Source organism: Bacillus sp. LJBS17 (assembly GCF_019334685.1).
In the GTDB taxonomy this organism is placed as follows: domain Bacteria; phylum Bacillota; class Bacilli; order Bacillales; family Bacillaceae; genus Bacillus; species Bacillus subtilis.
This window is the reverse complement of sequence record NZ_CP079759.1, coordinates 3,340,896-3,364,149: the sequence shown is the minus strand read 5'-3', so window position 1 is coordinate 3,364,149 and position 23,254 is coordinate 3,340,896. Positions and strand designations below refer to the sequence as shown.

23 protein-coding genes are annotated in these 23,254 nt (G+C 42.3%); 16 read left to right on the top strand and 7 right to left on the bottom strand.

Annotation, left to right across the window (positions count from 1 at the left end; all coding sequences use genetic code 11):
• Window positions 1–2: 2 nt before the first annotated feature.
• The 4 genes from KXZ66_RS17405 to KXZ66_RS17390 all read right to left on the bottom strand — a co-directional run bounded on the left by KXZ66_RS17405 (window position 3) and on the right by KXZ66_RS17390 (window position 3,180).
• On the bottom strand, window positions 3–614 hold the full coding sequence (locus tag KXZ66_RS17405) for a hypothetical protein (RefSeq protein WP_219144623.1): 612 nt from the start codon (window positions 612–614) through the stop codon (window positions 3–5).
• Between the two features lie 168 nt (window positions 615–782).
• Window positions 783–1,199, bottom strand: coding sequence for an immunity 70 family protein (locus tag KXZ66_RS17400; RefSeq protein ID WP_219144621.1), 417 nt, complete (start codon window positions 1,197–1,199; stop codon window positions 783–785).
• A gap of 11 nt (window positions 1,200–1,210) precedes the next feature.
• Window positions 1,211–2,830 carry a ribonuclease YeeF family protein gene (locus KXZ66_RS17395; RefSeq protein WP_219144620.1) on the bottom strand — a complete coding sequence of 540 codons (1,620 nt, stop codon included), beginning with the start codon at window positions 2,828–2,830 and terminating at the stop codon, window positions 1,211–1,213.
• Between the two features lie 161 nt (window positions 2,831–2,991).
• Entirely contained in the window at window positions 2,992–3,180 is a 189-nt protein-coding gene (locus tag KXZ66_RS17390) for a hypothetical protein (protein WP_219144981.1), read from the bottom strand.
• A gap of 513 nt (window positions 3,181–3,693) precedes the next feature.
• On the opposite strand from KXZ66_RS17390, the gene KXZ66_RS17385 reads away from it, so the two are divergent.
• Together KXZ66_RS17385 and KXZ66_RS17380 are read left to right on the top strand one after the other, a co-directional pair.
• Window positions 3,694–3,807 (top strand): helix-turn-helix domain-containing protein, encoded by a 114-nt coding sequence (locus tag KXZ66_RS17385; RefSeq protein ID WP_223497724.1) that lies wholly within the window; start codon window positions 3,694–3,696, stop codon window positions 3,805–3,807.
• Between the two features lie 221 nt (window positions 3,808–4,028).
• The gene (locus tag KXZ66_RS17380) at window positions 4,029–4,613 is read left to right on the top strand and encodes a hypothetical protein (RefSeq protein ID WP_032726854.1); all 585 of its coding nucleotides are present in this window, start codon (window positions 4,029–4,031) and stop codon (window positions 4,611–4,613) included.
• A gap of 33 nt (window positions 4,614–4,646) precedes the next feature.
• On the opposite strand, the gene KXZ66_RS17375 is transcribed toward KXZ66_RS17380, so the two are convergent.
• Window positions 4,647–4,877: a hypothetical protein gene (locus KXZ66_RS17375; RefSeq protein ID WP_021480611.1), complete on the bottom strand. Its 231-nt coding sequence runs from the start codon at window positions 4,875–4,877 to the stop codon at window positions 4,647–4,649.
• Window positions 4,878–5,960: 1,083 nt separating this feature from the next.
• Here KXZ66_RS17375 and KXZ66_RS17370 point away from each other — a divergent pair.
• The 6 genes from KXZ66_RS17370 to azoRB all read left to right on the top strand — a co-directional run bounded on the left by KXZ66_RS17370 (window position 5,961) and on the right by azoRB (window position 11,046).
• A complete protein-coding gene (locus tag KXZ66_RS17370; protein WP_003228388.1) occupies window positions 5,961–6,755 on the top strand; it encodes an SDR family NAD(P)-dependent oxidoreductase in 795 nt (264 codons plus the stop codon).
• 109 nt (window positions 6,756–6,864) lie between these two features.
• On the top strand, window positions 6,865–7,437 hold the full coding sequence (locus tag KXZ66_RS17365; RefSeq protein WP_032722523.1) for a TetR/AcrR family transcriptional regulator: 573 nt from the start codon (window positions 6,865–6,867) through the stop codon (window positions 7,435–7,437).
• Window positions 7,434–7,793 (top strand): DMT family transporter, encoded by a 360-nt coding sequence (locus KXZ66_RS17360; RefSeq protein ID WP_041850537.1) that lies wholly within the window; start codon window positions 7,434–7,436, stop codon window positions 7,791–7,793. The genes KXZ66_RS17365 and KXZ66_RS17360 overlap by 4 nt, the downstream gene beginning before the upstream one ends.
• Complete coding sequence (locus tag KXZ66_RS17355) at window positions 7,790–8,191, top strand: YvaD family protein (RefSeq protein WP_021480606.1); 402 nt, start codon at window positions 7,790–7,792, stop codon at window positions 8,189–8,191. Before KXZ66_RS17360 ends, KXZ66_RS17355 begins: the two co-directional genes overlap by 4 nt.
• A 165-nt stretch (window positions 8,192–8,356) precedes the next feature.
• Entirely contained in the window at window positions 8,357–10,252 is a 1,896-nt protein-coding gene (locus tag KXZ66_RS17350) for an FUSC family protein (protein WP_187954097.1), read from the top strand.
• A 158-nt stretch (window positions 10,253–10,410) separates the two neighbouring features.
• Window positions 10,411–11,046, top strand: a complete 636-nt coding sequence (azoRB, locus tag KXZ66_RS17345) for an FMN-dependent NADH-azoreductase AzoRB (protein ID WP_151870055.1) — start codon at window positions 10,411–10,413, stop codon at window positions 11,044–11,046.
• A 36-nt stretch (window positions 11,047–11,082) separates the two neighbouring features.
• Here the strand turns inward: azoRB and iolW are convergent, their stop codons facing one another.
• Window positions 11,083–12,159 carry a scyllo-inositol 2-dehydrogenase gene (gene iolW, locus KXZ66_RS17340; protein WP_029725934.1) on the bottom strand — a complete coding sequence of 359 codons (1,077 nt, stop codon included), beginning with the start codon at window positions 12,157–12,159 and terminating at the stop codon, window positions 11,083–11,085.
• A 127-nt stretch (window positions 12,160–12,286) separates the two neighbouring features.
• On the opposite strand from iolW, the gene csoR reads away from it, so the two are divergent.
• The 7 genes from csoR (at window position 12,287) to KXZ66_RS17305 (ending at window position 19,648) form a co-directional block, all read left to right on the top strand.
• Window positions 12,287–12,592: a copper-sensing transcriptional repressor CsoR gene (csoR, locus tag KXZ66_RS17335; protein WP_003228404.1), complete on the top strand. Its 306-nt coding sequence runs from the start codon at window positions 12,287–12,289 to the stop codon at window positions 12,590–12,592.
• Between the two features lie 75 nt (window positions 12,593–12,667).
• Window positions 12,668–12,877: a copper chaperone CopZ gene (gene copZ / locus KXZ66_RS17330; protein WP_003228406.1), complete on the top strand. Its 210-nt coding sequence runs from the start codon at window positions 12,668–12,670 to the stop codon at window positions 12,875–12,877.
• An 83-nt stretch (window positions 12,878–12,960) separates the two neighbouring features.
• A complete protein-coding gene (copA, locus tag KXZ66_RS17325; RefSeq protein WP_151870510.1) occupies window positions 12,961–15,372 on the top strand; it encodes a copper-exporting P-type ATPase CopA in 2,412 nt (803 codons plus the stop codon).
• Window positions 15,373–15,532: 160 nt separating this feature from the next.
• Window positions 15,533–17,641: a heavy metal translocating P-type ATPase gene (locus tag KXZ66_RS17320; RefSeq protein ID WP_151870056.1), complete on the top strand. Its 2,109-nt coding sequence runs from the start codon at window positions 15,533–15,535 to the stop codon at window positions 17,639–17,641.
• A 119-nt stretch (window positions 17,642–17,760) separates the two neighbouring features.
• Window positions 17,761–18,429: a disulfide bond formation protein BdbD gene (gene bdbD, locus KXZ66_RS17315; RefSeq protein WP_003228414.1), complete on the top strand. Its 669-nt coding sequence runs from the start codon at window positions 17,761–17,763 to the stop codon at window positions 18,427–18,429.
• 4 nt (window positions 18,430–18,433) lie between these two features.
• On the top strand, window positions 18,434–18,850 hold the full coding sequence (locus KXZ66_RS17310; RefSeq protein ID WP_003228417.1) for a disulfide oxidoreductase: 417 nt from the start codon (window positions 18,434–18,436) through the stop codon (window positions 18,848–18,850).
• 186 nt (window positions 18,851–19,036) lie between these two features.
• Entirely contained in the window at window positions 19,037–19,648 is a 612-nt protein-coding gene (locus KXZ66_RS17305; protein WP_003228419.1) for a trimeric intracellular cation channel family protein, read from the top strand.
• Window positions 19,649–19,756: 108 nt separating this feature from the next.
• On the opposite strand, the gene KXZ66_RS17300 is transcribed toward KXZ66_RS17305, so the two are convergent.
• Complete coding sequence (locus KXZ66_RS17300) at window positions 19,757–20,191, bottom strand: hypothetical protein (RefSeq protein ID WP_014477979.1); 435 nt, start codon at window positions 20,189–20,191, stop codon at window positions 19,757–19,759.
• Window positions 20,192–20,768: 577 nt separating this feature from the next.
• On the opposite strand from KXZ66_RS17300, the gene helD reads away from it, so the two are divergent.
• Window positions 20,769–23,093: a DNA helicase IV gene (gene helD, locus KXZ66_RS17295; protein ID WP_041850540.1), complete on the top strand. Its 2,325-nt coding sequence runs from the start codon at window positions 20,769–20,771 to the stop codon at window positions 23,091–23,093.
• Window positions 23,094–23,254 lie beyond the last annotated feature (161 nt).

Genomic DNA, 23,254 nt, shown 5'->3' with positions numbered 1-23,254 from the left:
ATTTATTTCGGTTCGATTTTCACTACTACAGCTGTATCTGGAATTTTAGCGAGATGCACAAAGTAATCTCCCTCGTCTACATCCAACATATCTTGATCGCTTTCTAAAAGGTCATTTAAATGACCAATATCAATTCCTAACGCATGAAAAACCGCAAATGTATTAAAAAGGCCAATTTCAGATGCAATATTATCTGAACCAGAAGCCATTAAATTTAAACCATTGAAATTTTGATCGTTATCATACCAAGCTGTTAAAGTAAAAACTCCACCGGAATCATCACTTTCACTTTTAAGCTCTCTTGTATAAATGTCTTTATTTTCATCATGTTTAAAATCTCCAATGTTATCTCCATTAATATGATTGAGACTAGGAGACTCCATTTCTCCATCATTTTCAATATCTTGAACTGCTTCATTGAAAGTCTGTACAAATTCCTCTAGGCTAAAATTAAATTCTTTTTGCGTATTCTTAACTTCATCTGTCTTGGTGTTATTGTCTTCAATTTCAGTGTTATTTATCTCTTTATCTTCTGAAGCGGTGTTTTTACTGCTGCACGCAGATATACCGAAGCATAAAAGAAAAATGGATAATAAAGAAACAAGCTTTTTCATAAAAAATCCTCCTCTATTTAAGACGACATTTACATTTTAAAGCATATGAGGATTTATATCTATGTACTGTAAATAACTTGATAATCATTGGAATTACAGATCGAAGACGAAAGCAAAGCTTGAAGACTTAATTAAAATAAAAAAGGCCCTTTAGTCAGGACCTATTTTTCAAATACTATCAATTAGCACTTCTGAATTTGTTTTTTTCCCTTTTTTAAGAGCACTTTTTAAAATCGTTATAAAATCCTCCCCATCACTCGTGACAAAATAATTAGACAAGTCGGTGATTTCTTCACTTATGTTATCTCCCCATGGAGGCCTTTTGCTAACATCTTCGATATCCCAAATGACTTGTGAAGGGGTGTACTCTTTCAATTTCTCTTTTATATCTTCCAATTCTTCAAGGGCAGAATCAATGTTTTTGCTTTCAAGCTTTCCTTGATAAAGCTCATTTAATAAATAAGGATATTTCGATCCCCAACCATGCTCTTCTAAATGGTAGCTTACGGTTGAAAAAAATGAATGTAAGAAGTCTCCATGCCCAACTTGATACCAATAATATTTAACCTTAAATCCTACAGCCAATGTGCTCACCTCTAATTGGTTTTGAATTTAATATCTGCTTTTCCGTTAGTCTTTTTCATTATCTTATCATATAAGTCGTCCATTATTTCTTCAGAAACTGACTGGCCCCTAATATCTATGACTACTGATTGTTTTGTATTATTAGGAAGGTCAGTGAGTCGTTTTTCAACTTGTTTCGAAACATTGTTTACTAGCCTACTTCTCCCACTCGGTGTAGTAATCTTATAGTTTTTAACCTCTATACTATGCCCAGTTTTATAGAAGTCCGGACGGGAGCTGCCTTTCTTTCCATAAGGGACTTCTTTGCCATCTATAAATGACTTTTGGGCACTATAGTTAGGATAATCTTTTCCAACATCAATCTCAGATTGTCGCCATGATTGTCTTTTAGGAATATCAGAATTTTTCACATTTAAGTTTTTGCTGACTCCACGCAAACCGAATCCACCAAGCATCGATAACGCATGATTAAGACTGTTTTGTCGTTGTTCATCAGAAATTTTATTCCCAAACATATCTCGACCGGTTATTGCTTCACTAAATCCGTTAGCAGAAGCAAGTCCATATAGACCTTTACTGGAATTTTGAAGAGCATAGAAGGTCTTCGGTGTTTTATAAACATCAAGTGCTTTGTCAGCTTTATAAATTGCTTTACTAGTTGAATAAACAGCTTTTACACCTTTGCCTAATTTACCTGCCCATCCCACAATGGGCACATAACCTGCCGCAGCCATCGCGCCAGCTGCTACACGTTGGCCCTCTGTCAACTTTTCGCCGGTTACAGGATCAACGCCATCGGCGGCTCTTTTATAATCATAATATCCAGATACTTCCCCTGTAAAATTACAAACAACATCCCACGTTTTTTCGTACCATGGCTTATTTGCAAGCTCTTCCTGTTCTTTTGCTATCCTTCTTTGTTCAGCCTGCTGATCCTTAAAGGCAATATAGTCAGTCGATTGTTTTCTTACATCCTCAGTCATCTTGTGGACTTCACTGTCTCTATAAGTCTTGGCATTATAGTAGATGGGAGAAGCGCTTTTGCCTTTTGATGTTGCACTTATCAACGCCTGATAATCTGCTTGGATCATTTGTTCATTTGCTTCTGTGAGGGCGTATTCTGACGTTAGATTCTCATCGACTTCACTTATTTTCTCTACTGCATTTTTGCGTTTTTTCTCAGCAGAGGATAACTCATTTTTAAAATCTTCCGTTGAAAAAACATCTAAAGGAAGGACGTCGTGTATATCATTTAAGATATCTTTGATCGCCTTTTTCTGTTCAGACATAATGGAATTTGATTTGGAATTAGCATTAGCCAACTCATGCTCTAGGAAGGATTCTTCTATGTAGGCATCTGATAAGCTGGCGTCTTCCAATATAGCAGGAATACTCGTTAAAAAAGATATTTTCATCTCAATTAGATCAATCCACTGGTCAGCAATGCCGGCCTGATCTTCATAAAATGATTTGATGTTATTGGCACCTTTGCCTGAAAACTCGCTATCATCTAAATCAGCGACAGCTTTAAATGCTTTCTTTAATTTGACCATTTTAGTCTTTAAATCTTTGTATTCTTTTGCACGGTTGTCAGCCTCGGAAAGTAGTGTTTTTGCTTCAAATACTTTCATGATCATATCCCTTCTTTTGGAATTTTACATCCAAAATTTTACCACGAGGAAAAGAGGAATAATTGAAAAGTCTTTGTATTAGAAGAAAATGATTCGTTTGATCTGTGTCTTTGCTCCTGTTGTATAAAACAAAAAAAGTCCCGGCTCATTGGAGAGGGACTTTATATAATCCATATTTTCTTTTCTTTATCCCAAGAAAGCGCTCCTTTTCGAATAAGGCTTTTTGTAGCCTCACGTATTTCCTGTTCGCTTTTCCCGGTCTTTCTTTTTAGCTCTGGCAAAGTCGGGTTCTTTCCGTAAAGACGCATATTAACAAAAATCTGATATAACTTTCGTTCGAAATCAGTCATGCTCATTTGCATTTCACGCCTTCTTATTCACACCCCATACCAACAGGCGGATCACATCGCATCCCGATGGCTGGATCATAATATTCACTTACCGGCGGATCAAGTTTAACATTCCTCATTTGTCTCAACTCCTATCACAATGACAACACAATACTGTAATTCAATTATATCTGAGAGTAAGGATTCTGTGGCAACATTTTGGCAACAAATTCATAAAAAAATAGTTTTATTCGACCAAGATGAATGCAATGAAAATCCTTATTTATCAACGTTTTTCCACCATTTTAAAAATATATAAATGCAGTATAATAGACTCCCACCGTCTCCATACATACTTTGAAACCGCAGTGCTATCAAGGCTTTTAAAGCTTTTGAGGGCACTGCGGTAACATTTTGGTAACACTTTTAAAATTTTTCGTTTTTCATAAAGCCAATAACCTCACGTTGTGCAGACGGATAAAGGTGACTATACGTGTTTAATGTTTCGGCGGTCGTGAGGAGGTTGAAGGCTTCCTGAAAACTGAGGTCCTCAGCACTTCTGAAGTTGCCGAGATTTTAGGGGTAAATAAGCAGCGCATGAGTAAATTGATAAGTGACAAACGCATTGAAGCTGTAAAAAAAAGATAGGGAATACAAGTTTGTCTTTACTAGCAAGATGCGGAGGCGTTGAAAGAATAGCTTGAAACAAATAAAAAATATCGTCCGCATAATAATTGAGCCCCCTCGTATGAGCAGGGCTTTTTTGATGTGTAAAAAGTTTAAATGTCACAGTTTTGTAATGTAAATTAAATTCCAAATATGATAATATTTAGCATGTAGCAAATTAGTAGAAAGGAATGATTAAAGGAATGAGTAAGCTAAAAAGTAGCATAATTGTCATTTTGTCGTCTTTTGCCCTTTTAGTCACTGTCCTCTTAAGCACTCCTGCCAACACCGTAGAAGCAAAATCAATTATGGACAATTTAACATCGAAAGAGAAGGTAAGCGAGGCATTAAAGCATGCAACGGAAGCTGATTTTGAGAAAGCAGAGAAATTTGTCAAAGAAGCTTTAAAACTCAACGATGATTTTACATACAGCGTAGATAAAGAAAAAGCTAAACAAATTGGTTATACTGGTGATGAAATCTTTAACCTTTCATTATTTTATGCTAGCATTCCAACTGAACAGGTTAAATGGTTAGAGCAAAACAAAGGACAAGAAGTCAAAGTTGGAGATGCCTCCACTGCAATTGTTCCAGCACTCCCGTGGGTAGTATATATTGGATTGCAAGAGCTTATTGCTCTTCTTACTGCAATTGGTCTGGCTGGGATAGCTCAACAATTCTTGAAAGAAGTTTATAACGCTGGGATGAATAAAGCTTGCAGAAAATTTGCTAGCAAAAACAAATATATTAAGAGTTTCTGTAAGGCAAATGGTTATCCAACTGAATAAAAACAAGCCTCCTGTAAAGGGAGGCTTGTTATTTTACCTAAGTAAAAGCCACAATGCTGAAACAACTGCAACCATAAAATAATCACCATCAGTTAGCTTAGTACCGTTTTTAATAAACACGTTTGCGACCCAATTCGCTTTAGTTCCTTCCGATGTGCTTAGCGCTAATTTTTTACCAATATTGTAATAAGCGACTTTAAATAAATAATAAGCAAAAGAACAGAAGATATAGAGCAATATGAATTTACCTATAAATAGCAACATGTATCAATCACTCTCCTTCATATATCCATTATTTTACCAAATGTAAAATTTATTTTGAAGAGAATTTAGCCTATTCATAAAGAAGTCCTCATCGAGTAGGACTTTCTAAACAATCCATTTTTCGGATAAGGTTTTCGTGGTATCACGTATTTCCTGTTCACTTTTTACGGTCTTTCTTTTTTTCTGTAAAGCCGCATATTAACAAAAAACTGATATAACTTGCGTTCAAAATTTGTCATGCTCATTTGTGTTTTCTGTATCACCCACACCCCATACCAACAGGTGGATCAAAGTTAATTTCATATATATTCACCTCTATCTTTAAAGCACATATGCACATAATTCAATTATATCTAGTGAGATTTTTTGGCGGAAACCATTTTAAAGGAATGTTTGTCTTTGCTTTTAAAATGTTAGAATTACAATCTGGAATCAAGTTCCTCCATTTTTAGAGAGGAATGGAAAAGGCCCTTTCCTAGTGAAGGCCCTTTTTATTTGCAGGCAGAAAGTTCTACAAGGGCGGTTCCATTTTTTAAAGTAGATTTAGATAATGAGTATATTGATAAACAAAGAATTATTTTTAAAATAAATCAAATCAAAGTGTTAGCTATCATGTGAAAATTACCCTTAGGTTGAATGATAAGGTGATTATGGACCAGAACAGGGAAAATGAGGAGGGAGGGGAACGATCGGTAAATGGACCTACCGCATCGTAGCAGAATTCAAGGCATTGAGTATGTGTGTAGGTCCATGACATTTGCGGTAACATTTTGATAACAAAAATATAAAATTATAGTTTTTAAACTGATTTTTTATCATACGTAAAGGCTTATATATCAACGGCTTGTAACTATTTTAAAACATAACCATACCATGGTAATAGACTCCCGCTGTCTCCATACATAATGAGCATAAAGCAGAACCTCTTAAGAGGTTCTGCTTTATTTTTCTCCAAACCACAGGCACCAAAAAGTGCGTACTTCCATTTCAAACCCAGCTGTTTCATACTGATTGCAGAGCAGATGTTTCACCAATCAGATTTCTGTCAATAAATAAGAGGAATCAAAAACGGAGGGATGAATAATGAAGCTGAATTTACAAGGAAAAACCGCACTGGTGACCGGTTCGACATCAGGGATCGGAAAAGCTATTGCCTCTTCGTTAGCTGAAGAAGGTGCGGCAGTGATCATTAACGGACGCCGGGAAGAGAAAGTGAATCAGACGATAGATGAACTGAAAACACAACATGCTGAAGCGGTTCTTTATCCGGCCGCATTTGATTTGGGAACTGAAGAAGGCTGCAATGAGCTGTTTCAGGCATATCCAGAGGTTGATATTTTGGTCAACAATTTAGGGATTTTTGAACCGGCGGAGTACTTTGATATTCCCGACGATGAATGGTTTCGTTTTTTTGAAGTGAATATTATGAGCGGTGTAAGGCTGACACGCAGGTATTTGCATAACATGATAGAGAAAAAAGAAGGGCGTGTGATTTTCATTGCCAGTGAAGCGGCGATTATGCCGTCACAGGAAATGGCCCATTACAGTGCGACAAAAACGATGCAGCTGTCCATTTCCCGCAGTTTGGCGGAGCTGGCAACCGGCACGAATGTCACAGTCAACACCGTCATGCCGGGCTCTACCTTAACAGAGGGTGTGGAAACCATGCTGAACTCGCTGTATCCTGGTGAAAACCTGACTGTTCAAGAAGCTGAGGCACGTTTTATGAAAGAAAACCGGCCGACATCTATTATTCAAAGACTGATCCGTCCGGAAGAAATCGCCCACTTCGTTACATTTTTAAGCAGCCCGCTTTCCTCTGCGATCAATGGCGCGGCACTTCGGGCGGACGGCGGTTTGGTCCGCAGTGTCTTTTAAACCTCTCCCAACAGGAGAGGTTTTTTATATATTGTTGATTTCCATAAATTTCTGCCGTATAATATTGGTACCGAAATAGTTTTCTTGGTACCGAAAGCGGGGGATTAATATGGATAAAAGAATTCTGGCGGAAACTTTCCGGCTGATCAAGCAAAAAGGATTTTCATTTACGATGAATGATTTGGCTGCAGCGCTGGGAACGAGCAAACGGACGCTCTATGCATATTATTCATCTAAAGATCAGCTTGTTGAGGCGGTTGTCGAACAATTTTTAGCCGAAATGAAGCAAATGGAAAGAGACATCTATGAAAATGAAAGTTTAAATGTGCTTGAAAAGGTGAAAAAAATGCTGATCAGCCTTCCGCAGGGAATGGAACTGCTGAACATGGGATTATTAAATGAACTAAAGAAATACCATTACGATGCGTGGCTTACATTAGACACGTTTATTAAGGCAGAATGGGCCATTGTCCTAGAATTATTAAACGAGTGCAAACAGCAAAAGAGAATCAGAAACATCAATCCGGACCTGTTTATTCACATGTATATAGGGAGCATCAACCAAGTGTATGACCCTGAATATCCACTGAAACATCAGTTCACGACAGGAGAGGTACTTGAATCAATTGTAGATGTTTTGTTTAACGGTATAACAGCTGATGAGGAGGCTGATGCCACGTGAATTGGGTGTTTCTATGCTTGGCGATTTTGTTTGAGGTTGTGGGAACGGTCAGCATGAAGCTATCGTCTGGTTTTACAAAGCTTATTCCCAGTTTGCTGTTGATTTTCTTTTATGGAGGGAGTCTTTTCTTTCTGACGCTTACGCTTAAATCCATTGATGTATCAGTTGCTTATGCTGTATGGTCAGGGATGGGAATTGTCCTGATTACAGTCGTTGGTTTTTTGTTTTTTCAAGAACATGTTAGTGTCATCAAAGTCATTTCAATTGGATTGATTATTGCCGGTGTTGTGTCTTTAAACCTGATTGAGCATGCTGCGGTGTCTGAGCCGGTACATAAAAGCGGGCAGTACAAATGAGATATATGAAGCTGTTTTTTCTCGTGACTGATATCGGTTTTATCTTGTACTGGTTGTCAGCCGGGTTTTCGCTCATACCGGAAAGCTGGGCTTTTAAACATCATGACCATCCGTTTATGATCGCTTGGAACTGGTCTTTTTTTCCGCTGGATATCCTGATTTCTGTCACAGGGTTGTACAGCTTGTACCTACAGCGGGTGAATCGTGCTGACTGGAAAATGATGGCGCTGATTTCTCTTGTGCTGACCTGTTGTTCAGGTCTGCAGGCGATATCATTCTGGACATTCAGCAGGGACTTTGATCTTGTATGGTGGCTGTTTAATGGGTATCTATTGATTTATCCTTTATTTTTTATTCACCTGCTCTTGAAGGAAGGCAGAAGGACAAAACAGTCCTGACAGGTGCCGCTTTTATGATAATAAACTGATGTAATGAAGCAGAGACGGTATAAGTCTCTGTTTTTTTATCGGGCGCACCAATTGAGAAGCTAACCGCGTTTTTGGGCATACTAAAGCAAAGAAACGGGAAAAGTTCTACACATTCATTGAAAAGGATTTTGTCAAATGAACAAAACTGCTGCGAACAATCAAAGAATCATGCCTATCGTGAAGGATGCCTTTCGCATTCATGCAAATCCATTTCCTTGGAAAAAGGCTATCGGATCAGGTTTCGCTTCAGGGTTTCCTGTGCTGGTCGGTGCATTGGCAGGTCACACGGATTACGGATTAATTGCAAGTATCGGAGGCTTTGTTTATTTATATGCGGGCGGTGAATCGTACAAAAAGCGCGCCTTGAAGCTGCTCTTAGTTTCTATTGGGATCGCCCTCTCATTTGGTTTAGGGACGCTTTTGTCCGGGACGCTTTGGATGATGGCGGCTGTTTTGGGGCTGGTCGGTGCAGCGGCGATGTTTATTTTTAGCGCGCTCGGCATTCAAGGCCCTGCGCCGATGTTTTTTGTCCTTGCCTTTTTAGTCAGTTCCGGGCTGCCGGCCGATCCTTCACAAGCGCTGTTCAGAGCGGGACTGACGTTTCTCGGCGGCATTTTCGCCATGGGCATCGCGCTAATCGGCTGGTTATGGAACAAACATGGACCGGAGGAAGCGGTGTTGCAAAAAACATATCATCAGCTGGCTGCATGTCTTTCAGCCGTCGGAACGCCAGGTTTTCATAACGCACAGCATCAGACCGTGCTCATGCTTAGAACAGCCCGCCAAACGGTTCTTGGGAAAGGGGATAAATGGAAAAAATCGCAGCATGATGAACGATTTTTCCGCCTCCTTGAAAAAGCTGACGATATATTCATTGCCATTATTCATTTTTCAGCTGAAACGCCGGACAGAGAGACCGCGCAGATTGAAAAGGCACTTCGCCAAACCGGAGATATGCTTGCGAATGCACGGGTTTTCAATACGTTTCAGATTAATGAAAATGAATCTGAGCCTAGGCGGAAGCTGTTTGAAGAAATCAATGAGGTTTTGCATATCGCTTCAGGACGTTTTGATAAGCAGCTTGACGGGGAACCGAGCCGCCTGCCATCCTCTTTTTACTTTTTGAGAAATGCCTTTGACTGGAAGTCTCCGGTTTTGATTAGAGCGTTAAAGTACGGAATTGTTCTGTTTGCCGCCGATATGTTTGCCCTCGCATTCGGCTTTGCACGCTCCTATTGGATTCCGCTTTCGGCAGCAGCAGTCATGCTTGGCACTACTGTTGTTTTTACGCTTCACAGGGCTATTCAGCGTTCGGCCGGAACGGTGATCGGGGTAATGCTGGCTGGCGCAATCCTGTTTTTTAAGCCGGGCGGTGTTTATATTGCGTTATGTATTGCAGCGCTGCAATGTCTTCTTGAGATGCTGATCGTCCGCAATTATGCGCTGGCTGTTCCCTTTTTAACCGCAAATGCGCTTGTTATCACAGAAAGTATGCATGGCGGCGCGGGAGCCGGTTATTTTATGATAGCGAGGCTGACGGACGTAGCTGTCGGCAGCGTGATCGGGCTATTGGGAACAATGCTTTTGTGGCGGCGGTTTTCAACAAAGCGGCTGCCTGAACTGATGAGGAACGTCATCCGGTTGGAAGGGCAGTTTATGGAGAAACTGTTAACCGGGCAGAAAGCCGACGAACACAAGTTAAGGGTGAGCCTTGTCAGGCTTCGGGATGCGTATGACAAGGCGCTTGGAGAGTTTCCTCATGCGAATGCTGATGCGCTCTGGCCTGCCATTTCCGGTGCTCAGCACTTAGGGTACTATTTGCTCTCGGCCCAAGCTCACCGCCGTCCGCCTGCTCCGTTTTCTGATGAAGAGATCAACCAGCTGCGGGCGTTTTTTGAACAGGCTCAGCAATCCTTTATCATGAAAAGGATACCTGCGGATATTCAAGTGCCGCATGTTCCTCATTATCCTCGAATCAGTAAAGAATTGTCCGCGCTGTATTCAGGCTTGAGAACAGCTTTTGAAAAGTAAGCTGTTTGGAAAGTTAAATAATCTTTAATTCGAGATGTTTTACTTGAAAGTAAATTTCTTTGTCTCTATAATAAAGTCTAAGAGAGACAGAATAATCATTATGCATCTGTATGATAATAATTGGTGTGTGATTTTTAAAAACGAAAGGGCTGGTAAAAATGGCAAAAGTATTATATATCACTGCTCATCCGCATGACGAAGCAACTTCGTACAGTATGGCAACAGGTAAAGCATTTATCGAATCTTACAAAGAAGCAAATCCAAATGATGAAGTTGTACATATCGATTTGTACAAAGAAAACATCCCGCACATTGACGCAGATGTATTCAGCGGATGGGGAAAGCTTCAGTCAGGTACAGGCTTTGAAGAGCTTTCTGAAAGCGAAAAAGCGAAAGTAGGCCGTTTGGGAGAGCTTAGCGATCAATTTGCATCAGCTGATAAGTACGTATTTGTTACACCTTTATGGAACTTCTCATTCCCGCCAGTGATGAAAGCGTATCTCGATTCTGTTGCTGTTGCAGGAAAATCATTCAAATACACAGAACAAGGTCCTGTCGGCTTGTTGACTGATAAAAAAGCAATTCATATCCAAGCTCGCGGCGGCTACTATTCAGAAGGCCCTGCGGCTGAGATGGAAATGGGACACCGCTACATCGGCATCATGATGAACTTCTTCGGCGTACCATCATTCGAAGGCATTTTCGTAGAGGGACATAATGCGGAGCCTAATAAAGCACAGCAAATCAAAGAAGACGCGATTGCGCGTGCGAAAGAAGCAGGAAAAACATTCTAATGAAAAAGCCTCCCCTTATTTGGGGAGGCTTTTGTTTTAGTGCTCCAGCATAATGGTTCGTTTCTCTTTACTGCTTTTCATCGCGGCTTCAATGATGCGGATGACATTAATACCTTCCTCAGCAGTGACTGGCAGCGCAGCACCTTCCCGTATGCTTTCCGCTATTTTGCGGTAATAAGTAAGGTAGGAGCCATTTACTGATGGAATCGTTTCTGTTTTTTTGTCGGAGCCACGAATGGTTGTAAGCTGTCCGTAAAACTCCGGATCATCTGCACCCCAGCTGTCATCCTCTGGTTTTCTTCCCGCTCTGAGTGCGTCTTCCTGTCCGTCAATTCCGTATTTGATAAAGCTGGAATCTTTTCCATGGATTTGATAACGAGGTCCGTTTGCCGGAACGATTGATCCCCCGTATAGAATGGCTTGAAGCTTGCCATAGTCCAGGGTTAAATGAAAATAGTCAACCGTTTCGGCATTTTCCCGCTGGGCCATCACGTTTGCAGTCACGGCTTTAGGCATCCCAAACAAATGCAGGGTTTGGTCTATGATGTGGGAGCCGAGATCATACAGCGTACCAGTGGCAATGCCTTCTTTTTCCCGCCACCGCGCTTGAACTTCAGGTCTGTAGCGGTCATAGGAAACTTGATATGTATTGATATCTTCAAGAGATCCCTCAGAGATCAGCTTTTTAATCGTTAAAAAGTCGTTATCCCAGCGTCGGTTATGATATACGCTTAATAATACGCCTTTTTCATCGGCAGCCCTTTTTAATGTTTCCCCCTCTTCGGCTGTTGCTGTCATTGGTTTTTCCATCACAACATGTTTTCCGGCCTGTATGCATGCCATAGCATGCTCGTAATGAAGGCCGCTCGGGGTGGTGACAATGACAAGCTCAATGGCAGGGTCATTTGTGATTTCCTCAAGCTCATGTACAACCTCAGCATCTGGAAAGTCCCGTTTCACTTCTTCTGTCCGAGATGTCATGATTTTGCTGATTTGATATTCATCCAGAACATCCAGCAGCGGCCCGTGAAAAACAGAACCGGACAATCCGTATCCTAATATTCCAACCTTGATCGTATCCACTTTTCTTCTCCCCTTTAAAAGCGTTATCAACAGAAGTATATACCCTCCTGATCAAATGGTAAAACCTAACTGATTCATTTTTTGCGTCGGCATGCTTAGACAACCGTTTGGACAATCAGTATAATGGGAATTAATATCATTAAACAGAGGTGTACGCATGGAAAAGCATAACGAACATAAAACATTAAACCATAAAAGCTCGAAAGAAAAAGATCAGATTACAAACCGGCTTAAGCGGATTGAGGGCCAGGTCAGAGGCATTCAAAACATGGTGGAAAACGACAGATATTGTGTAGATATTCTTGTGCAAATTTCAGCTGTTCAGGCGGCAATGAAAAATGTGGCGCTTCATTTGCTTGAGGATCATGCCCATCATTGTGTAGCAGATGCCATCAAAAGCGGCGACGGGGAACAGGCCATTTCTGAGCTTTTGGACGTATTTAAAAAGTTCACAAAATCATAAAGCGTTTTTTTATTGTAATACCCTACGGGGGTATGGTAGGATGTAAATAGAAAGAATAAACAGGAGGAATTGATTATGGAACAAAAAACATTGCAAGTTGAAGGAATGTCTTGTCAGCACTGCGTCAAAGCAGTAGAAACAAGCGTAGGAGAACTGGACGGCGTCAGTGCCGTTCATGTCAATCTGGAAGCGGGTAAAGTCGATGTTTCGTTTGATGCTGACAAAGTATCAGTCAAAGATATTGCGGATGCGATAGAAGATCAGGGCTATGACGTAGCTGAGTGATTCAAGGTATCGCGCCTTTAGGGAGGCGCGATATTTCTTTCATTTTTATATACCCCCCAGGTGTATATAAAGGAGTGAGTATGTTGAGTGAACAAAAGGAAATCGCGATGCAGGTCTCTGGTATGACCTGTGCGGCATGTGCTGCCAGAATTGAAAAAGGCCTGAAGCGGATGCCCGGTGTCACGGATGCAAATGTTAATCTGGCAACGGAAACATCAAATGTAATCTACGATCCTGCTGAAACAGGGACTGCAGCGATTCAAGAAAAAATAGAAAAGCTGGGCTATCACGTTGTTACAGAAAAAGCTGAATTCGATATTGAAGGCATGACCTGTGCGGCTTGCGCCAATCGGATTGAAAAACGGCTTAACAAAATAGAAGGCGTCGCAAATGCACCAGTAAACTTCGCTTTAGAAACAGTTACGGTCGAATACAATCCAAAAGAAGCGTCTGTCATCGATTTGAAAGAAGCGGTAGATAAGCTTGGATATAAGCTAAAGTTGAAGGGGGAACAGGACAGTGAGGCTGCTGCTGCTAAAAAGAAAGAAGAACGGAAGCAAACAGCGAGACTGATTTTTTCAGCTGTCCTGTCATTTCCATTGCTTTGGGCGATGGTGAGCCATTTTACATTTACATCATTCATTTGGGTACCCGATATATTTCTCAATCCGTGGATGCAATTTGCGCTGGCGACACCAGTCCAATTTCTGATCGGCTGGCCGTTTTATGTGGGTGCGTATAAGGCGCTCAGAAATAAAAGCGCCAATATGGATGTATTGGTCGCCCTCGGTACGACGGCTGCTTACGCTTATAGCCTTTATCTTACTTTTCAAAGCCTTGGCTCTCACGGGCATACAGATGGCCTTTACTATGAAACAAGCGCGATTTTGCTGACGCTGATTTTATTAGGCAAGTTGTTTGAAACAAAAGCAAAAGGCCGTTCCTCGGATGCGATTAAAAAGCTGATGAAGCTTCAAGCGAAAACAGCGACTGTTGTAAGAGACGGACAGGAGCAAATCATCCCGATCGACGAAGTGCTTGTTAATGACATTGTTTACGTCAAACCTGGCGAACGAATTCCTGTCGACGGAGAAGTGGTTGAAGGCCGTTCAGCGGTTGACGAATCGATGATTACAGGAGAAAGTCTTCCTGTTGACAAAAATCCTGGTGACAGCGTGACAGGTTCAACCGTTAACGCAAACGGTTTCCTGAAAATTAAAGCTGTCAACGTCGGAAAGGATACTGCGCTTTCTCATATCATCAAAATTGTTGAGGAAGCACAAGGGTCAAAAGCGCCGATCCAGCGTCTCGCTGACCAGATTTCAGGCATTTTTGTACCCATTGTATTGGGGATTGCAGTTCTCACTTTTCTCATTTGGTATCTTTGGGCGGCTCCTGGCGATTTTGCTGAAGCGATCAGCAAGTTCATTGCGGTTCTTGTCATTGCCTGTCCTTGCGCCCTCGGTCTTGCCACTCCGACGAGCATAATGGCTGGATCTGGACGCGCTGCTGAATTCGGGATTTTATTTAAAGGCGGAGAGCATTTAGAAAAAACACATCGTCTCGATACCATTGTTCTTGATAAAACCGGAACCGTGACAAACGGGAAGCCGCGTCTGACGGATGCCATTCCATTCGGCCGTTTTGAAGAAAAAGATTTGCTTCAATTTGCAGCGGCAGCGGAAACGGGATCAGAGCATCCGCTTGGCGAAGCGATTATTGCTGGCGTGAAAGATAAAGGGCTTGAGATACCGAAGCTTACCCGCTTTGAAGCAAAAGTCGGCGCAGGCATTTTGGCTGAAGCCGGAGGAAAAAGCATTCTCGTCGGCACAAGAAAATTAATGGAGAGCGAACAGGTTGAGCATGGTGCTCTTCTCGCCCAAATGGAAGAGCTAGAGGCCGAAGGGAAAACAGTTATGCTTGTATCCATTGATGGAGAAGCAGCGGGGCTAGTAGCGGTTGCAGATACGATTAAGGATACGTCACGGAAGGCTGTTGCCCGTCTGAAAGAGTTGGGCCTTGATGTCATCATGATGACAGGAGACAATCGCAGAACCGCAGAAGCCATCGCGAAGGAAGCGGGAATTACGAATATCATTGCGGAAGTCCTTCCTGAACAAAAGGCAGCAGAAATTGCCCGCTTGCAAAAAGAAGGCCGCCAGACAGCAATGGTAGGCGACGGAATTAACGATGCGCCGGCGCTTGCCACAGCTGACATCGGCATGGCGATTGGAACTGGCACGGACATTGCCATGGAAACAGCAGACATTACACTGATTCGCGGCGATCTGAACAGTATTGCCGACGCAATCCGCATGAGCAGATTGACAATGAAAAACATTAAACAAAATTTATTCTGGGCGCTTGGCTATAACAGCCTCGGCATCCCAATCGCAGCACTTGGATTTTTAGCACCGTGGATAGCAGGAGCAGCAATGGCATTCAGCTCCGTTTCCGTTGTTCTGAATGCTCTTCGTCTGCAAAAAGTAAAATGAAAAACCGGCTATATGCCGGTTTTTGTTTTTCATTGACACTTTCTTGGAAAACAACATATAATAGGTGTAACTTATATATGAGTATATGCTCATATATATTAAAATGAATGCAATACTCATTGATACGCTTTGAAAAGGGAACCCTAAATCGGAAGGTAAGGTGAGACTAGTGAAACAGGAATACGTTCTGGACGGTTTGGATTGCAGCAATTGTGCCCAAAAAATCGAAAATGGAGTCAAAGGCATAAAAGGCATTGACGGATGCGCGGTAAATTTTGCGGCAAGCACCTTAACTGTCTCAGCCGATGGGAAAGAAGAGCAATGGGTCACGAATAAAGTAGAGAAAAAAGTGAAATCAATTGATCCGCATGTAACGGTTCGCCAAAAGCATATAAAGAAATCAGCTGATGATGGCTATCGTAATCGAATGGTCAATATGCTGATCAGAATGGCGGCGGCTGTCATTCTCGGCGCAGCGGCATATTTGGTTCATTCGGGAACCATTGAACTTTTCCTTTTCCTCGCTGCTTATTTGATCATCGGCGGTGACATTATGATCCGCGCAGTCAAAAACATCATCCGCGGTCAGGTGTTTGATGAGCATTTCTTAATGGCTCTTGCTACAATCGGCGCCTTTCTGATTCAGCAATACCCTGAGGGCGTCGCCGTTATGCTGTTTTATCAAATCGGTGAGCTTTTTCAAGGTGCCGCGGTCAGCCGTTCCAGAAAATCAATTAGTGCGTTAATGGACATACGGCCTGATTACGCCAATCTCAAAACAAAGAACGGCATCGAACAGGTTTCCCCGGAGGATGTTCAGACAGGAGACATCATTGTGGTTAATCCGGGAGAAAGCATACCCCTGGACGGTAAGGTCGTGCAAGGGTCAGCGATGGTTGATACATCTGCTTTAACAGGTGAGTCCGTTCCGAGAAAAGCTGCGGAAGGACAAGATGTAATGTCAGGCTTTATCAATCAAAACGGCGTTCTGCATATTGAAGTTACAAAGGGCTATCAGGAATCAGCAGTATCAAAAATATTAGACTTGGTTCAGAATGCGAGCAGCCGTAAAGCCCGGACAGAAAACTTTATCACGAAGTTTGCCAAGTATTATACACCTGCTGTTGTGATCATCGCGGTATTGCTGGCCTTTGTTCCGCCGCTTGTTCTTTCTGGCGCCGCGCTTTCCGATTGGGTGTACCGCGCGCTTATCTTTTTAGTGATTTCTTGTCCTTGTGCGCTTGTTGTCTCCATTCCGCTCGGTTTCTTCGGCGGAATCGGAGCGTCCTCAAAGGCCGGAGTGCTTGTAAAGGGAAGCAATTATTTAGAAGCTTTGAATCAAGTCAAATACGCGGTGTTTGATAAAACGGGAACACTAACAAAAGGCAGCTTTGAAGTGACAGAAATCAAACCCGCGGAAGGTTTTACAAAGGATAGATTACTTGAAGCGGCGGCATACGCTGAGCTTCATTCACAGCATCCAATTGCTGAATCTGTGCGTAAAGCTTACGGGAAAATGCTTTCCTCCGATGAGATTGAGTCATACGAAGAAATCTCTGGCCACGGCATTTTTGCAAAGGTAAATGGAACTGAGATCCTTGCTGGGAATAAAAAGCTCATGGAAAGAGAACAAATTGAGGATGTCCCGGATGAAAATGCTGGAACAATCGTACACGTTGCTGTTGATCAACGCTATGCCGGAGCAATCATCATAGCGGATGAGATAAAGGAAGACGCAGCACAAGCGGTTGCTGATCTGAAGTCGCTTGGGATCAAACAGACAGCTATGCTGACGGGTGATTCGAAACAAACGGGAGAAGCCGTCGGAAAACAGCTTGGGATTGGTGAGGTATATGCAGAGCTGCTGCCGCAAGATAAAGTCGCGCAGGTCGAAGCATTGGAAGCTAAGCTTTCACCTAATGAAAAACTCATTTTTGTCGGTGACGGCATCAATGATACGCCGGTGCTTGCCCGCGCAGATATAGGGATCGCGATGGGAGGCCTTGGCTCAGACGCCGCAGTAGAAGCCGCAGACATCGTGCTGATGACAGATCAGCCGTCAAAAATAGCGGAAGCGATTCGGATTGCGAAACGGACACGGCGAATCGTGTGGCAAAACATCGGCTTTGCTTTAGGTGTGAAAGCGATCTTTCTCATTCTTGGTGCATTTGGAATTGCGACCATGTGGGAAGCGGTTTTCTCAGATGTCGGCGTTACACTGCTTGCTGTGGCGAACGCCATGCGCGTCATGCGTCTCAAAAACAAATAAATTGTCGGAGAGAATTCATTTTTTCGGGGTTTTCTTATCAGCGCTTGTCTTGTTAAAATAAAGAAGTGGGTCAATTGCGATCCGCTTCTTTTTTAATTTTAAAACGATGAGGTGTCGGAGTGAAAAAGAAACAGCAGTCTTCTGCGAAATTCGCGGTCATCCTTACGGTTGTGGTTGTTGTATTGCTAGCAGCCATTGTCATCATTAATAACAAAACGGAACAAGGCAATGATGCGGTGTCCGGGCAGCCGTCTATCAAAGGGCAGCCTGTGCTTGGCAAGGACGATGCACCGGTAACTGTAGTAGAATTCGGAGATTACAAATGTCCGTCTTGCAAGGTGTTTAACAGTGACATCTTTCCAAAAATACAAAAAGACTTTATTGATAAGGGCGATGTGAAATTTTCTTTCGTGAACGTCATGTTCCATGGAAAAGGTTCAAGGTTAGCGGCTCTTGCATCTGAAGAAGTATGGAAGGAAGACCCTGACTCTTTTTGGGATTTCCATGAAAAGCTGTTCGAAAAACAGCCGGATACGGAACAGGAATGGGTAACCCCAGGCCTCCTTGGTGATCTTGCAAAAAGCACCACAAAGATAAAACCTGAGACGCTCAAGGAAAATCTTGATAAGGAAACATTCGCTTCTCAAGTGGAAAAGGATTCTGACCTTAATCAAAAAATGAACATACAGGCAACACCGACGATTTACGTCAATGATAAAGTGATCAAAAATTTTGCGGATTATGATGAAATCAAAGAGACAATAGAAAAAGAGCTGAAAGGGAAGTAACGATATGAAAAATAGAATCGTATTTTTATATGCTTCCTGGGTTGTGGCTCTTATCGCTATGCTGGGCAGCCTGTATTTCAGTGAAATCAGAAAGTTTATTCCATGTGAACTGTGCTGGTACCAGCGTATCCTCATGTATCCGCTCGTCCTGATTTTAGGCATCGCCACCTTTCAAGGGGACACACGAGTGAAAAAATATGTGCTCCCGATGGCGATTATAGGGGCATTCATTTCGATCATGCATTACTTAGAGCAAAAAGTGCCCGGCTTTAGCGGCATTAAGCCATGTGTCAGCGGCGTGCCGTGCTCGGGCCAATATATTAACTGGTTTGGTTTTATTACGATTCCATTCTTGGCCCTGATTGCTTTTATCCTGATTATCATTTTTATGTGCCTGCTGAAAGGCGAAAAATCTGAATAACAAAAAAAGCGCCCGCGTATGCCGGGCGCTTTTTTAATTTCGCAAACTCATGTCCATCAGCAATAGCCGTATTCCCTCTAAATTTATCTTTTTTTCTCATAAAAATGTTATTGATTTTACGCTGGAGCGATTATAAAATCTAGAGGTCGTCAGAAAATTTAACAAACATAAAAGGGAGTCATCAGAATGGCTTGGGAGCTGCTCAGTGTGATTGGCATCATTGCGTTTGCAGTCAGCGGCGCAATTGTTGCGATGGAAGAGGAATATGATATTTTAGGAGTTTATATATTAGGGATTGTCACCGCTTTTGGAGGAGGAGCGATCCGCAATTTGCTGATCGGTGTTCCGGTGTCAGCGCTATGGGAGCAGGGAGCGTACTTTCAAATCGCGCTTTTATCTATTACAATTGTGTTTCTGTTTCCGAAGCTGCTGCTGAAGCATTGGAATAAGTGGGGCAATTTATCAGATGCGATCGGCCTCGCTGCCTTTGCTATCCAAGGCGCACTGTATGCTGTCAAAATGGGCCATCCGCTTAGTGCCGTGATCGTGGCTGCGGTGCTGACGGGAAGCGGGGGCGGAATCATCCGCGACCTTCTTGCCGGGCGCAAACCGCTTGTGCTGAAGGCAGAAATTTATGCAGTCTGGGCGGCTCTCGGCGGTTTAATCGTCGGCTTGGGCTGGCTGGGAAACTCGTTCGGCTTGTACGTTCTGTTTTTCGTGCTCGTTGTTTGCCGGGTTTGTTCCTATATGTTTAATTGGAAGCTGCCAAACCGTTCTTTTCGCTTAGATAGTCAGTAAAATAAAAGAAACCTCTCCGTCATGGAGAGGTTTCTTTTATGGTAGCCTGCCGGGATCAAATAAAAAGTCCTTTTCGAATGCTGACGCGCAGAGCAAAGCTATTGAAAATTAATAGGTAGCCCAAAAGGTATAGCTGATGGTTTTTTTAGTTCCTGTGTTAGTGAATTTGAATCTGTATTTTGTTTTGTAGCTTTTAGAAGCTTGTTTGTAACTTAAATTTGTAGAGCCTTTTTTCGTTGCATAAAAAGTTTTAACATTTTTCCAGCCTTTATTTGTCTTTTGTTGCAGAGTTGCTGTAATTTTCCCGCTGCCTGATCCGTTTGCTGTCATGTTGGCCCAAGTTCCTCGTCCTGGATAATAAATCTGAAATGTTGGCGAGTAAGTATAGTTTTTAAATGAGCCCGAATGGTAATGAGTACTCCATATTTGACCTTTTTTAACCCAATCTTTAGCTTCCGCTTTGTTGTTTACTAGGTCAATTGCCGTAAAACTTGTTACGGCTACGACGAATGCCAGCAACATCATAGATAGCTTTTTCTTCACTGAGTATTTCCTCCTAACTAATTCTGGTTCTTTCTTCATGTTTATATCATAAACCGAGAGAAATAATGTAACATCGTCCTATTCTCCCAAATGAAAAACTTCAATTTGTTGAAATATGTCGAAATTGGATGAAAAATGACTATTTTACTGCGACTATAGATACGATAGCAAGGATGTAGTTGCTTTATGGAAGATGACAATAACAGCCAGTTTAGTCATTCTTCACGTTAGATGAACAGACAAACACGGTAAAGCTCTGCGGTGTTTTTAAAATGAAAAAGAAATATTATATCGAAGATTGAATGGAATAAGGAATCGATACTGATGAAAGAGAAGATTCGCAACCTAAGAAAAGCACCTCCAACAGTGATCAATGTGAAATCATAAGAGAAAAAACCGATTTCGAGTTGAAATCGGTTTTTTCTGCATATAAATAACCCAAACCTTGATTGGTATTGGGTGAATGTGCTAAGATAAATTGTATTTGCCAGTTTCGTCATACATTCGATATATGTATCCAATTATATTTTACAGTATTTCATCTATGTTTGTCAACTATTTTCTGGAGGTGCCGTTCATGAATCAGCAGGATAAGGAATGGAAGGAAGAGCAGTCGAGAATAGATGAGGTGCTGCAGGAGCTCGAAAAAAAAGAGCGGTTTCTGGAAACGTCTGCGGGCGGGTTGAAGCATGATATCATCGGATTAAGAAAAAGCTTTTGGGAGGATGTTAAGGTTAATTTTGATGATGCCCATGAAGCGATTGAAACGATGGCAAGCATTAAGCAGCAGGCAGAGCTGCTGTCTGATCGGGAACACAATCATCGGCGCATGGATCAGCAGCTCAAACGAATTCATCAATTAAAAAAATCGCCTTATTTCGGCCGAATTGATTTTATTGAAAACGGCGAGGAGCAGGCAGAGCGAATTTATATCGGTTTAGCTTCCTGTTTGGATGAGAAGGAGGAACACTTTCTGATTTATGACTGGAGGGCGCCGATATCAAGTTTGTACTACAATTATTCCCCAGGTAAAGCGGAGTACGAGGTGCCCGGTGAAACGATAGAAGGGGAAATGGTGCTGAAACGCCAGTTTATGATCAAAAACGGCACTCTCAAGGCGATGTTTAATACCGATATGACGATTGGTGATGAAATGCTGCAAGAGGTATTAAGCCATCACTCCGATACCCAAATGAAAAACATCGTGTCTACGATTCAGAAAGAACAAAATCAGATTATCCGTAATGAAAAAAGCAAGATCCTGATCGTGCAGGGAGCGGCTGGCAGCGGGAAAACATCGGCTGCGCTTCAGCGTGTCGCTTATTTGTTATACAGGCACCGTGGCGTCATTGATGCCGGACAAATCGTTTTGTTTTCTCCCAACTTCTTATTTAACAGCTATGTCTCCTCTGTTTTGCCGGAGTTAGGAGAAGAGAATATGGAGCAGGCGACGTTTCAGGAATACATCGAGCATCGTCTTGGCCGCAAGTTCAAATGTGAAAGCCCCTTTGATCAGCTCGAATATTGCCTGACCGAAACAAAGGGAGGCGATTTTCCAACAAGGCTTGCGGGAATCACATGGAAGGCGGGTTTATCCTTTCAGCAATTCATTAATGAATACGTCACACGGCTTTCCTCTGAAGGGATGATTTTTAAAAATATTATATTCCGCGGACAAAAGCTGATCACAAAGGAGCAAATTCAATCCTATTTTTACTCATTGGATCAAAATCACTCCATTCCGAATCGGATGGAGCAAACCGCGAAGTGGCTGCTGAGTGAGCTTAACAAGCTTGAGAAAAAGGAACGGCGAAAGGATTGGGTCGTTCATGAAGCTGAGCTGCTTGACAAAGAGGACTACTTGGACGTGTACAAAAAACTGCAGGAAAGGAAACGGTTCAGCGAGAGTACGTTTAACGATTATCAAAGAGAGCAGCAGCTGCTTGCCGCCATCATTGTGAAAAAAGCTTTCAAACCGCTCAAGCAGGCAGTCAGGCTCCTTGCATTTCTTGATGTTTCACAGCTGTATTTGCAATTGTTTTCTGGCTGGGGAGGGAAATTTCAGCATGAGAAGATGGCCGTGATAGGTGAGCTGACCCGTTCGGCATTTACGGATAATAAATTGCTCTATGAGGACGCGGCACCGTTTCTTTATATGCAGGATCTGATTGAGGGCAGAAAGAAAAATACGAAGATCAAACATCTATTTATTGACGAAGCCCAGGACTATTCACCGTTTCAGATGGCTTACATGAGAAGTATTTTTCCGGCTGCCAGCATGACAGTGCTCGGTGATATCAATCAGTCCATCTACGCGCATACCATACACGGGGATCAGCGTATGGATGCGTGCTTTGAGGATGATCCTGCTGAGTATGTTCGTTTAAAGAGAACATACAGATCAACAAGGCAGATTGTCGAGTTTACCAAAGCGATGCTTCAAGATGGAGCGGATATTGAGCCGTTTAATAGAAGCGGGGAAATGCCGCTCGTTGTCAAAACTGAAGGACATGAGAGCCTTTGCCAAAAGCTCGCGCAAGAAATTGGCCGGCTCAAGAAAAAAGGGCACGAAACAATAGCCGTCATCTGCAAGACTGCGCAGCAATGCATACAGGCGCACGCCCACATGAGTGAATATACAGATGTTCGCCTGATTCATAAAGAAAATCAACCATTCCAAAAGGGTGTTTGCGTGATTCCGGTGTATTTAGCGAAGGGAATTGAATTTGACGCAGTGCTTGTCTATGATGCATCTGAAGAACACTATCATACAGAGCACGACCGCAGGCTTTTATATACTGCGTGCACCCGTGCGATGCACATGCTGGCGGTATTTTATACAGGTGAAGCCAGTCCGTTTGTAACCGCTGTGCCGCCTCACTTATATCAGATTGCTGAATGAAGAGAAGGGAGTCCTTCTCTTTTTTCTATTTACATGAAGCATAGCCGTTTTATCATTAGGATTCTTAATAGTTATCATCATGTAAATATATTTTACTTAAGCCTAGTATTCCGGTAAAGTTCAATTAGATGCAATTTTCGATCAGTTTATAACTTTGTGAG